Raw genomic sequence first — 12,277 nt, forward strand, 5'->3', positions numbered from 1 at the left:
GGCTGAGCGCCGGCCGCGTTCCCGGTCGCGCAGGGACGGAGATTTTCTGCTGACCCGACGCGCTCACAGGGCCGACGCTCCCGCATAGGCGGGCGCCAGCGCATCCGACACGCGGCGGCAATAATCCGCATAGGCGATCGAGGTCCTGAACGCTTCGCCGCGCGGCTCTTCGGTCTCGACGCGGATCTCCGCGCTCAAGCGGCCCGGCCGCGCCGTCATCACCAGCACGCGCTGGGAGAGATAGACGGACTCGAACACCGAATGAGTGACGAAGATGACGGTCATGCGCAAGCTGCGCCACAGCTCCAACAGATCGTTGTTGAGGCGGAAGCGGGTGATCTCATCGAGCGCCGCGAACGGCTCGTCCATCAGGAGGATGTCCGGGCTCGTCACCAACGCGCGCGCCAGCGATACCCGCATCTTCATGCCGCCGGACAGTTCACGCGGAAACCGCTCGGCAAAATCGGACAGGCCGACCTGCGCCAGCGCCGCATCGATCTTGGTTTGCGCCTCGGCCGCAGGCCTGTGCGCCAGCTTCAGCGGCAATCCGACATTCTCACGCACGCTGGTCCAGGGCATCAGGGTCGGCTCCTGGAACACGAAGCCGATGCGGTGATCCGGGCGCGACACGCCTGCGCTCTGCGCCACCGCAATACTGCCGCTGGTCGGCGCCGCGAGCCCAGCGATCAATCGCAGCACTGTCGACTTGCCGCAGCCTGAGGGCCCAAGCAGCGAAATGAACTCGCCCCGCGCGACATCAAGGTCGAGCGGTCCCACCGCCATCACGCCGCTGTCATAGATCTTGGTGACGCCATCGAGCGTCACGGCCGCATCGGGCGCAGCACTGGGCAGATCGGAGAAAACGGAATCGACCATGTCTGGTTCGGCTTCTTGCGCCGGTCAGTTCTTCGGCCGCAGATCAAGTCCGACGCCCTTGTTCACAAAGCGCAGCGTATAGGACTTGCGATAATCGATACTGGGCTTGACCACGCCGGCCCGCACCATCTTGTCAAAGAAGCTGGTGACGCGCTCGTCGCTCATCGCGCCGATTCCATCGCGCAAGGAATCTCCGGAATCGACGATCCCATATTCCTTCATCTTGGCCACCGAATAGGCCAGGAGATCGTCGGTCATCTCGGGGTTGAGCTTCTTGATCATCGCATTCCCGGCGGAATTGTCGCCGTAGATATAATGATACCAGCCGACAATCGAGGCATCGACGAAGCGCTGCACCAGATCAGGCTTCTTCTCGATCAGGTCGCGCCGGGTCTCGATCAGGGTCGAATAGGTGTTGAATCCGTAGTCGGCGAGCAGGATCACGCCGGGCTTGAAGCCGGCGGCGCGCTCGACCGCGAACGGCTCGGACGTCACATAGCCCTGCATCGCGCTCTGCGGCGTGGCGATGAAGGGCTGGGAGTTGAACGTGTAGGGACGGACATTCTTTTCGGAGAAGCCGTATTCGCTCTTGAGCCATTGATAATAGCTCGAGATCCCCTCCTTGGAGACGAACAGGGTCAGCGGCTTCAGGTCTTCGAGCTTGGCGACCTTCTGCTCCGGGTGGGTCAGGAACACCTGCGGATCCTTCTGGAACATCGCCGCGACCGACACCACGGGCACGTTGTTGGCGACCGCATCGAACGACATCAGCGTGTTCGCGGCCATGAAGAAATCGAGCTTGCCCGCGATCAAAAGCATGCGATTGTTATCGTTAGGCCCACCCGGCACGATGGTGACGTCGAGCCCATATTGCTTGTAGGTGCCGTCGGCGAGCGCCTGGAAGAAGCCGCCATGCTCGGCTTCGGCCACCCAATTGGTGCCGAACGACACCTTGTCGAGCGTCTGGGCGCTCGCAGGCGCAAACGCGACGGTCACGGCAAGCCAAGCCGCCGTTAACATTCGCAACAGAAGCGCCTGCGTCATGATTGGACTCCCGCTCATTCTGGCCCATGATGGTTGGAGAGATTACTAGCCCGACCTCCGGCCGAAAGAAACCACGCTTGCGATGACCATCCCGCCCTGCGACTGGACCTCCATTTGCTGGCCCGAGCTCAGAACGTCCGATGCAGGCGGCTGGATCGCCGTGCTGCCGCTGGCGGCCACCGAGCAGCATGGGCCGCATCTGCCTCTCGGCACCGATGTGCTGATTGCGGAGGCCTATCTCGCTGCGGTCCGCGCGCTCCAGCCCGACCATCTGCCGGTGACGTTTCTACCGGTGCAGCCGATCGGGATTTCGACCGAGCATGTCGATTTCCCGGGTACGTTGACCTTGCCGACTGAGGTCGCGCTGAAAAGCTGGTTCGCCATCGGCGAAAGCGTGGCGCGGGCCGGCGTCAGGAAGCTCGTGATCGTCACCAGCCATGGTGGCAATAGCGCCGCGATGACCCTGGTGGCGCAGGATCTCCGTGCCACCTTCGGCATGCTTGTTGTCACCACGTCGTGGTCGCGCTTCGGCACGCCGGACGGCCTGTTCGCCGAGGACGAATTGCGCCACGGCATTCATGGCGGTGCGGTCGAAACCTCGATCATGCTGGCGCGCCACCCGGATCTCGTGCGCATGGACGCGGCAGCCGATTTTGCATCCGCAGGCGCCGAGATGGGATCCCGCTATCGCTGGCTGTCGACGCAACGGCCGGCGCCGCTGGCGTGGCAGACACAGGATCTCAATGCGAGCGGTGCCGTAGGCGACGCGACGCAAGCAAGCGCTGAGAAGGGTGAGCGGCTGATCGCCCACGGCGCACATGCGTTCTGCGAGCTGCTCGAGGACGTCGATAAATTCGACGTGAAGACGCTCGGCAATGGCCCTGGCGCGCGTCGCTGAATCGATCATAACGCTCTGCGCGTTAACGCTATTTTAGTAGCGAGCAGCACGCCGAAACATCGATTCGAACCGCTTTTGAAAAGGCCCCGTCCAACTTGGCAAGCGACCACGACAGGCCGCCGCAATCCAAGAGAGGAGCCTTCATGTCTATCAAGACCAAACTTGCCGCCATTGCCCTTGCCGCGCTTGCCGTGACCGGAAGCGTCGCCGCGACCGCCACGCCCGCCGAAGCCCATGGCTTCCATCATCACTGGGGCTGGGGCGTCGGGGCCGGCCTGATTGGCGCGGCTGTCGTCGGCAGCGCGATCGCCGCCGAAGACGGCTACTACTACACCGGCTACCGCCACTGCCGCTGGGTGCCGCAGTATGATGCGTTCGGCCGCTACATCGGCCGGGTCCGCGCCTGCGCCTACTGAGCCGCATCCGCTCCGCTGACGCACGCGCTGGCAAACCGATTCAGGCGTTCGATGCGCGCTGCCCCTCATCCGCGCAAGCGCGTATCGTACCAACCCGCCCGGTCCCATCCCAACCGGGCGGGTTAAGTTTATGCGGCTATGGCATGAGCGCCATGTTGCACGGACGTCACAGAACCGTGCCAACCACGCACCTGCGGCGTTCTGCGCGTTGAACTTGCGAATTATTCGCAATAACAATTTCAAGCGCGCGTGGCGTGGTGCTGGGATCGGATGTGCATATCCGGCGGAGAAACGAGCGGGGCTCGTTTTCCTGGTGACAGGGTACGGGCAAATCAGCTGTGACTGAAATCGCTATTTTCATGCCCGCCCTGATGCATCGCTTGGACCAGTCCGCTCAATGATCCGTCGGCCCACAAGGGACTTCACCATGGCTTGTGCCGCGCTCGGCACAATCATGCTGGCGGATTCGGCGCTTGCCGCCGATCTGCCGCTGAAGGCCAGAGCAGCGGCGCTCAAGACCGCCTATGACTGGACCGGCTTCTATGTTGGCGGTCATTTCGGCTATGGCGGCGGCACCCTGGGGGCGGCCACCAATCCGATTCCCTTGCAGGGCGCGCTGCTTCCGCACAGCACGACCGGCCTGATCGGCGGCTATCAGGTCGGCTACAATCATGAGCTGGCCAATCGGATTGTCCTTGGTGTCGAAGCGGACGCGACATTCCCGAGCCCGGTCGACCAGACCGCGGTTGCGCGGTTCGCGCCTACCCCGTTCAACACGACCATCGACTACGTCGGCACGCTGCGCGGCCGCCTCGGCTACGCTTTCGACCGCTGGATGCCTTATGTGACCGGCGGCTTCGCCTGGGGCCACCCGCATGTCGAAATCAATGACGGCAGTGGCGCGGTCGTCTCCCACTATCAAGCCGGCTGGACGGCAGGTGTCGGCCTCGAATTCGCGGTGAGCGGCAATTGGACCGCCAAGCTCGAATATGACTATGTCGACCTGGCGCGCCGCAGCTATGATCTCTCGGGCTTTGGCCTGGCGCCGGTCACGGTCGACCCGCAGCTGCACCTCGTCAAGCTCGGCCTGAACTATCAATTCGGTGACAGCCTCTGGTCGCCGAAGGCTTCCACGACCCCCAAGCTGCCAGAGTCCGACAACTGGAGCGTCCACGCACAGACGACCTTCCTGCCGCAGGGTTATCCCAGCTTCTCATCGCCCTATAGCGGCGCGAACAGCCTGCCCGGCCGCAGCCAGGTGCAGGCGACCTGGACCACGACCGCGTTCGTCGGCGCGCGGCTCTGGGACGGCGGCGAGTTCTATTTGAACCCGGAGCTCGCGCAGGGTTTCGGCCTCAACGGAACGCTCGGCATTGCCGGCTTCCCCAATGGCGAGGCGCAGAAGGCCGGAGCGGCCTATCCGCGCATCCGCGCGCAGCGCTATTACTTCAAGCAGACTTTCGGCCTCGGCGGCGAGCAGGAGGAGGTCGCCGACGGTCCCAATCAGCTGCCCGGCAAACGCGACATCGACCGCGTGACCGTGATCGTCGGCCGCTTTGCCGTCGGTGATTTCTTCGACAACAACGCCTATGCTCACGATCCACGCGCCGATTTCATGAACTGGGCGCTGTGGGAATCCGCCGCCTATGACTTCCCGGCCGATCTGCCGGGCTATACCCGCGGCGCCGTGGTCGAGCTCAACCGCAAGGACTGGGCGATCCGCGGGGCCGTGCTGCAGGTCCCGACACAGCCGAACAGCGACAAGCTCAGCCTCAAGGGCGGTGGCGCCGTCGTGGAGTTCGAGGAGCGCCACAACATCTTCAGTCAGCCCGGCAAGCTGCGCATCGGTGCGTTCGGCAATCAGGGCATCACCGGCAACTATCGCCAGGCCCTGGCGATCGAGGCGGCCGACCCGACGCTCGACATCAACAACGTCATGGCGAGCATCCGTCACGTCAATCCGAAATACGGCTTCTACGCCAATCTCGAGCAGCAGGTCGTTCCGGATGTCGGCGTGTTCGCGCGGCTGAGTTGGAACGACGGCCAGAACGAGATCCTGTCATTCACCGATATCGATCGCAGCGCCTCCGGCGGCGTCTCGATCAAGGGCAGCTTCTGGGGCCGCGCGAACGATACGGTCGGCATCGGCGGCGCGGTCAACGGGCTGTCATCGGCGCATCGCGACTTCCTCGCCGCCGGCGGCACCGGACTGCTGATCGGTGATGGCCGGCTCAATTATCGGCCTGAGCAGATTTTCGAGGCCTATTACGCCTACCAAGTCACCAAGAACTTCACCGCCACGGCCGACTACCAGTTCATCGCCAACCCCGCCTACAACGCCGATCGCGGGCCGGTGTCGATCTTCTCCGCCCGCCTGCACGCGGAATTCTGATCCGATCGCGACTTGGCCGCGGATGAGCCAGCCCGCGGAGTCTTCGTTCCCGGGCATTTGGGAGCGAAGCGGCGTCCGCGATCTTATATAAGGGAGCTCGTATCCATTCCTGCCCTCCGGCGCAACACAGGCTCATATGCTCTCGGTTGAACTTGCAATCGTCTTCGTCCTGATCGTTGTAAACGGCCTGCTGTCGATGTCGGAGCTGGCGATCGTCTCATCGCGACCGGCGCGGCTGGCCCTGCTGGCGGAAAAAGGCGTCGGAGGTGCGCGCAGCGCGCTCGCGCTGGCCTCCGACCCCGGCAAGTTCCTGTCCACTGTCCAGATCGGCATCACGCTGGTCGGCGTGCTCTCGGGCGCTTTTTCAGGCGCCACGCTCGGCCAGCGCCTGGCGCAATGGCTGCTGGATCTTGGCCTCTCGCCTTCGATTGCCGACTTCGCCGGGGTCGGCCTCGTCGTGACCGCAATCACCTATGCGACGTTGATCGTCGGCGAACTGGTGCCGAAGCAGCTCGCGCTGCGCGATCCCGAAGCCGTTGCCGTCAAGGTCGCGCCTTCGATGCAACTGCTCGCGAAGGTCTCGCTGCCACTGGTCGTGCTGCTCGATGTCTCCGGCAAACTGATCCTCCGCCTGCTCGGCCGGGGCGGCGACGCCGAAGGCAAAGTCTCGGAAGAAGAGATCCATCACCTGGTGCGGGAGGCGGAAACTGCTGGTGTACTCGAGCCCGGCGAGAAGGAGATGATCGCCGGCGTGATGCGGCTCGGCGACCGCCCCGTGGGCGCGATCATGACGCCGCGCCCCGAAGTCGATGTCATCGATCTCAACGACGATCCCAAGGCGATCCGCGAACTACTGGCGAAAAGCCCGCATTCGCGGCTGCCGGTCTCCGACGGCGAACGCGATCGCCCGATCGGCGTGCTGCAGGCCAAGGATCTGCTCGCCGCCTATCTGCGCGACGAAACACTGGATCTCCGCAGCCTAGTGCGCGAGGTGCCGATCATTCCTTCCAGCGTCGACGCCCGTGACGTGATCGCGATCCTGAAAGGCTCGCCGGTGCATATGGGGCTGGTGCATGACGAATACGGCGCGTTCGAAGGTGTCGTGAGCGCGGCCGACATTCTCGAATCGATCGTCGGCGCGTTCACCTCTGAAGCGGGACCACCGGAACCCGCTTATGTCCGCCGCGCCGACGACTCCTACCTGATCTCGGGCTGGATGCCGCTCGACGAATTCGCCGACCTGCTGTCGATCGAGATCCCGCCGCATCGCTTCTATCACACGGTGGCCGGCCTCGTGCTGCAGCATTTCGGCAGCGTTCCAGAAGTTGGACAGAGCTTCGATCTCAACGGCTGGCGCTTCGAGATCGTCGACCTCGACGGCCGCCGCATCGACAAGATCCTGGCGATGCGGCTGGCGCAGGACGAGGACGCCGGACCGGCGGGCTGAGGCGCGCGCCGCGCCTACTCCGCCGGCTCGACCTTCAGCACGCCGCGCCGGATCTGATCCTCCTCGATCGATTCGAACAGCGCCTTGAAATTGCCCTCGCCGAAGCCGTCGTCGCCTTTGCGCTGGATGAACTCGAAGAAGATCGGCCCGATCGCGTTTGCCGAGAAGATCTGCAGGAGCACCTTGGTGTGGCCGCCGTCCACCACGCCTTCGCCGTCGATCAGGATGCCATTCTTCTGCAGGCGCGCGAGATCCTCGCCATGCTTCGGCAGGCGCGCGTCGATCTTCTCGAAATAAGTATCGGGCGGTGACGGCATGAACGGCAAACCGGCCGCGCGCAGATCTTCGACCGTGGCATAGATATCACGCGCACCACAGGCGATGTGCTGGATGCCCTCGCCGCGGTAGAGCTTTAGATATTCCTCGATCTGCCCGGAATCGCCGGCGTCCTCGTTGATCGGAATCCGGATCTTGCCGTCGGGACTGGTCAGGGCGCGCGAAAACAGTCCGGACGCACGGCCCTCGATGTCGAAGAAACGGATCTGGCGGAAGTTGAACAGCTTCTCATAGAAGCCCGCCCACACATCCATGCGGCCGCGATGCACGTTGTGAGTGAGGTGATCGATATAATAGAGGCCTGATCCCGCTGGCTGCGGGTTGCGCGCGCCGAGCCAGTCGAATTCGAGATCGTAAGCCGAGCCCTTGGCGCCGTAGCGATCGACGAAATACAAGAGGCTGCCACCGATGCCCTTGATGGCGGGTGCATCGAGCGTCTTCTGACGAGACGGCAGATCGGCAGGCTCGGCGCCGAGCGAGATCGCGCGCGCATAGGCTGCCTCAGCATCGACCACCCGAAACGCCATCGACGGCGCGCAGGGACCGTGTTCGGCAACGAAGCTGCGGCCGTGGCTCCCCGGCTCCTCGTTGACGAGGTAGTTGATATCACCCTGGCGATAGAGCGTGATCGCCTTGGTCTTATGCAGCGCGACCGCGGAAAAACCCATCAGCGCGAACAGCGCGTGCAGCTTTTCCGGCTCCGGATGCGCATACTCGACGAACTCGAATCCATCCGTGCCCATCGGATTGTCGGCTGAGACGGTGGCGGGCGGCGCATCATGCGGAAACGGACCCATCGGCGATTCTCCCAGATCATGTCTCCGTCGATCCTCGCTCATGCGGTCTGCACGGGGCATGCAAATGATTGCCATTTCCAGCCGGATGTGCACGATCCGTGCATCAAATATGGATTTCATGCATGATCTCAGTCGACGCCTTCGACCTCAAGATCCTGGCCGCCCTGCAGGACGACGGCCGCCTCACCAACCAGGAGCTGGCCGACATCGCCGGCCTTTCCGCCTCGCAATGCTCGCGAAGGCGGATGCGGCTGGAGGAGGACGGCGTGATCGCGGGCTACCGTGCCGAGCTCGCCGGCGCTGCGCTCGGCTTCGAGCTGATCGCCTTCATCCAGATCACGCTGGCGACGCATTCACCCGACAATGCCAAGAAATTCCGCGCGCTGGTCACCCGTGTCGAGGAGATCCAGGAAGCCTATGCGCTCACAGGGGACGCGGATTACCTCCTCAAGGCTGTGCTGCGCGACCTCAAGAGCCTGTCGGACATCGTCAACAACGTGCTGATGCCGCATCAGAGCGTGGCGCATGTGCGCTCATCGATCGTGCTCGACCGGCTGAAGGAAAGCGCGAAGCTACCGCTGCGGTCGATCCCGCGTTGAGCGCGCGCATCCGCGACAAGCCACCCCCTTCGTCATTCCGGGGCAGCCCTCGCAGAGGGCTGAGCCCGGAATCCATAACCACAGACCTCTCCGTGTAGTTCGCAATCGCACCACCGCCATCCGGCTCACGACATCCGCCTGTGGTTATAGATTCCGAGCTCACTCGCTTCGCGAGTGCCCCGGAATGACGCGTTTATTCTGAAGGCGTTTACTCCGCCGGCAGTATCGTCCCCTCGACCTCGCCGAAGCCGATGCGATAGCCGTTGCCCTGGCACCAGCCGCGGATGGCGAGCGAATCGCCATCCTCCAGGAACGAGCGCTTGACGCCGCTGCCGAGGTCCAGCGGCTCGGTGCCATTCCAGCTGAGCTCCAGCAGGCTCCCACGCTGATGCGTCTCGGGACCGGAGATCGTGCCGGACCCCAGGAGATCACCAACGCTCATCGCGCATCCGGATGAGGCATGGTGCATCAGCTGCTGCACACTCGACCAGTACATGTATTTGAAGTTGGTTTGGGAGATCGTCTGCGGGGCATACGCGCCATGCGCGCGCAACGACACATCGAGCTCGATGTCGTAGTTCTGGATGCCCTTCTGCTGCAGATAAGCCAGCGGCACCGGCTGCTGCTCCGGGCCCCGCACGCGAAACGGCTGCAGCGCCTCACGGGTGACGACCCAGGGGCTGATCGACGTCGCAAAGGCCTTGGCCTGGAATGGCCCGAGCGGCACATACTCCCATTGCTGGATATCGCGCGCGCTCCAGTCGTTGAGCAGCACGAAACCGAAGATCATGGTCTCGGCCTGCGCCTCGGTCAGCATCTCGCCCATGGCCGAGGGTTGGCCGATGACGACGCCCATCTCCAGCTCGAAGTCGAGCCGCTGACACGGGCCGAAGCTCGGCGTGTCCACATTCGGCGGCTTCAATTGACCGCGCGGCCGCCGCACCTTGGTGCCCGACACCACAACGGTCGAGGCGCGGCCGTTATAGCCGATCGGCATGTGCAGCCAGTTCGGCTGCAGCGCATTGTCCTTGCCGCGGAACATGACGCCGACATTGGTGGCGTGCTCTTTCGACGAGTAGAAGTCAGTGTAACCTGCGAGGTGAAAGGGGAGGTGCAGCGTCACATTGGCCCGCGGCAGCAGCGCGCGGCTGCGCAGCGCCTTGTTGTCGCGGAGCTCCGGATTGTCATGGCGCAACAGCTCACTGATGCGGACGCGGGTCTTCGACCAGATGTGTGGTCCGAGCGCCATGAAGGCGTTGAGCGAGGCTTGCGCGAACACCTCGTAGGCCGGTGCGAGATCGAGCAAGCCCTCGTTTTCGAGCACAGCGAGGTCGACGACGACATCGCCGATCGCGACACCGACACGGAGTTGCGGCGAGTCGGCTGCGGAGAACACACCATAAGGCAGGTTCTGGATCGGAAAGTCGGAAGCCGGATCGACCGGGATGAAGGAGCGGAGCGAGGGATCGTTGGGGTGGGGCACAGTTCTGATCCTAAGAAATCGGCACTCTCTCCACCGTCATTCCGAGGCGCGCGGAGCGCGAGCCCGGAATCCATAGCCACAGGCGGAGGTGCGACGCGGGGCTGGGTATTGCTCAGCTTTCCATGCACAATATCGATCGTGGTTATGGATTCCGGGCTCGCCGCGGACGCGGCGCCCCGGAATGACGGCGAGTGTCTTTGCTAGGGCTTTGTCGGATCGAACCGCTTCTCTAGGCCGTTCCAGCAGTCGGCGTAATCCTGCTGCATCGTGCCGGACTCCGCGGCGTGTTTGGTGATCCGTTGCGGGAAGCGCGTCTCGAACATGAAGGCCATGGTGCCCGTCAGCTTGACCGGCTTGAGTTCACCATTGCTGGCATGGTCGAACGCCTCGCGATCCGGCCCATGCGGCAGCATGCAATTGTGCAGGCTCATGCCGCCAGGCACGAAGCCCTGCGGCTTGGCGTCATAGACGCCGTAGATGAGGCCCATGAACTCCGACATGATGTTCATGTGATACCAGGGCGGACGGAAGGTGTTGTCCGCCACCATCCAGCGCTCTGGGAAGATCACGAAATCGATATTGGCCGTACCGGCCGTCTCCGATGGCGATGTCAGCACGGTAAAGATCGACGGATCGGGATGATCGAAGCCGATCGCGCCGACCGGCGAGAAGGTGCGCAGATCATATTTGTACGGTGCATAGTTGCCGTGCCAGGCCACCACGTCGATCGGCGAATAAGGCAGGTCGGTCTTGAACAGCGCCCCGCCCCATTTGACGTAGAGCTCGGTCGGGGCGTCCCTGTCCTCATAGGACGCCACGGGTGTCAGGAAGTCGCGCGCGTTGGCAAGGCAATTGGCCCCGATCGGTCCGCGCTCCGGCAGAGTGAAGGCGCCGCCATAGTTCTCACAGAGATACCCGCGTGCGGGACCCGCAGGAAGCTCGATCCTGAACTTGACGCCGCGCGGGATCACCACGATCTCGCCCGGCTCGGCGTCGATGCGGCCGAACTCGGTGACGAACAGGAGATTGCCCTGCTGCAGGACAAACATCATCTCGCCGTCAGCATTGTAGAAATGCTGATCAACCATCGATTTGGTGATGAGATAGATATGTGCGGCCATGCCGGCTTGCGTGGCTGCGTCGCCGGCGGTGGTCATGGTCTGCACGCCCTGCAGGAAGGTCACCTCGCCGGAGGGAAGCGGCGTCGGATCCCAGCGCAGCTGCTGCACCGTGATCTCCTGCTCATGGCAGGGTGCGGTGCGCCACAGCCCGGCATCGACTCGGGCGAAGCGGCCGGAGTGCTTCACCGACGGACGGATGCGATAGAGCCAGGAGCGCTCATTGGAGCCGCGCGGCGCCGTGAAGGGCGAGCCGGACAGCTGCTCGGCATAGAGGCCATAGGCGCAGCGTTGCGGCGAGTTTCGGCCGATCGGCAGCGCGCCGGGCAGCGCCTCGGTCTCAAACGAATTACGAAATCCGGACATGTAGCCCGGCGTGACCTGCGACGAAGCCCGGTTAAGTCTGTCAGGCGCGGTGTTGATGTTCATGATGCTTCTCCTTGCAGGCGGGCCCACATCTCGCGATCGCGCTCCGCCGTCCAGATCACGGGCTCGTCGATGCCGCTGGCCTCGTCATAGGCGCGCGACACGTTGAACGGCAGGCAGTGTTCGTAGATCGCGAAGCTCGAAAATTTCGGATCCATTACCTCGCGCGTCGCGGCCATCGACTCCTTCAGGCTGCGTCCCTTGGCGGCCGACATCTCCGCGGCGCCATAGAGCGAGCCGACGAAGTCGCGCGTCATCGCGATCGCCTCGCGAACCGTTGCAGTGCCCTTGAGCGCATCGCCACGGCCCGGCGCGATCGCCTTCGGATTGAACGACAGGATCTCATTCAAGGTCGACGGCCATTCGCGAAGATACGCGTCGCCGCAATAGCAGGCCGAGTGGTACTCGATCAGGTCGCCCGAGAACATCACCTCGGCATCCGGCA

The 12,277-nt window shown here is 63.6% G+C and carries 10 protein-coding genes and 1 pseudogene; 5 read left to right on the forward strand and 6 right to left on the reverse strand.

The window, feature by feature from the left end:
• Positions 1–63: 63 nt before the first annotated feature.
• Both BRAS3843_RS13080 and BRAS3843_RS13085 read right to left on the reverse strand, forming a co-directional pair.
• Positions 64–876 carry an ABC transporter ATP-binding protein gene (locus tag BRAS3843_RS13080; RefSeq protein ID WP_008969381.1) on the reverse strand — a complete coding sequence of 271 codons (813 nt, stop codon included), beginning with the start codon at positions 874–876 and terminating at the stop codon, positions 64–66.
• Positions 877–900: 24 nt separating this feature from the next.
• The gene (locus BRAS3843_RS13085) at positions 901–1,920 is read right to left on the reverse strand and encodes an ABC transporter substrate-binding protein (RefSeq protein ID WP_008969382.1); all 1,020 of its coding nucleotides are present in this window, start codon (positions 1,918–1,920) and stop codon (positions 901–903) included.
• An 82-nt stretch (positions 1,921–2,002) separates the two neighbouring features.
• On the opposite strand from BRAS3843_RS13085, the gene BRAS3843_RS13090 reads away from it, so the two are divergent.
• From BRAS3843_RS13090 to BRAS3843_RS13105, 4 genes are all read left to right on the forward strand, one after another.
• Positions 2,003–2,818 carry a creatininase family protein gene (locus BRAS3843_RS13090; RefSeq protein WP_008969383.1) on the forward strand — a complete coding sequence of 272 codons (816 nt, stop codon included), beginning with the start codon at positions 2,003–2,005 and terminating at the stop codon, positions 2,816–2,818.
• A gap of 143 nt (positions 2,819–2,961) precedes the next feature.
• On the forward strand, positions 2,962–3,234 hold the full coding sequence (locus BRAS3843_RS13095; protein WP_008969384.1) for a hypothetical protein: 273 nt from the start codon (positions 2,962–2,964) through the stop codon (positions 3,232–3,234).
• A gap of 427 nt (positions 3,235–3,661) precedes the next feature.
• Positions 3,662–5,626: a carbohydrate porin gene (locus tag BRAS3843_RS13100; RefSeq protein WP_008969385.1), complete on the forward strand. Its 1,965-nt coding sequence runs from the start codon at positions 3,662–3,664 to the stop codon at positions 5,624–5,626.
• A gap of 136 nt (positions 5,627–5,762) precedes the next feature.
• Positions 5,763–7,073, forward strand: coding sequence for a hemolysin family protein (locus BRAS3843_RS13105; protein ID WP_008969386.1), 1,311 nt, complete (start codon positions 5,763–5,765; stop codon positions 7,071–7,073).
• A 14-nt stretch (positions 7,074–7,087) separates the two neighbouring features.
• Here BRAS3843_RS13105 and hppD read toward each other — a convergent pair whose 3' ends face one another.
• Entirely contained in the window at positions 7,088–8,206 is a 1,119-nt protein-coding gene (gene hppD / locus BRAS3843_RS13110; protein WP_008969387.1) for a 4-hydroxyphenylpyruvate dioxygenase, read from the reverse strand.
• A gap of 122 nt (positions 8,207–8,328) precedes the next feature.
• Here hppD and BRAS3843_RS13115 point away from each other — a divergent pair, with 122 nt between their 5' ends.
• A complete protein-coding gene (locus tag BRAS3843_RS13115; RefSeq protein WP_008969388.1) occupies positions 8,329–8,805 on the forward strand; it encodes an Lrp/AsnC family transcriptional regulator in 477 nt (158 codons plus the stop codon).
• Between the two features lie 208 nt (positions 8,806–9,013).
• Here the strand turns inward: BRAS3843_RS13115 and fahA are convergent, their stop codons facing one another.
• The 3 genes and pseudogenes from fahA to BRAS3843_RS13130 form a co-directional block, all read right to left on the reverse strand.
• Entirely contained in the window at positions 9,014–10,288 is a 1,275-nt protein-coding gene (gene fahA / locus BRAS3843_RS13120) for a fumarylacetoacetase (RefSeq protein WP_008969389.1), read from the reverse strand.
• Between the two features lie 200 nt (positions 10,289–10,488).
• Complete coding sequence (hmgA, locus tag BRAS3843_RS13125; protein WP_008969390.1) at positions 10,489–11,835, reverse strand: homogentisate 1,2-dioxygenase; 1,347 nt, start codon at positions 11,833–11,835, stop codon at positions 10,489–10,491.
• Positions 11,832–12,277: pseudogene (locus tag BRAS3843_RS13130) on the reverse strand (MBL fold metallo-hydrolase); the annotation flags it as partial. The pseudogene BRAS3843_RS13130 and the gene hmgA, both read right to left, overlap by 4 nt.

The organism is Bradyrhizobium sp. STM 3843 (assembly GCF_000239815.1).
Classification (GTDB): domain Bacteria; phylum Pseudomonadota; class Alphaproteobacteria; order Rhizobiales; family Xanthobacteraceae; genus Bradyrhizobium.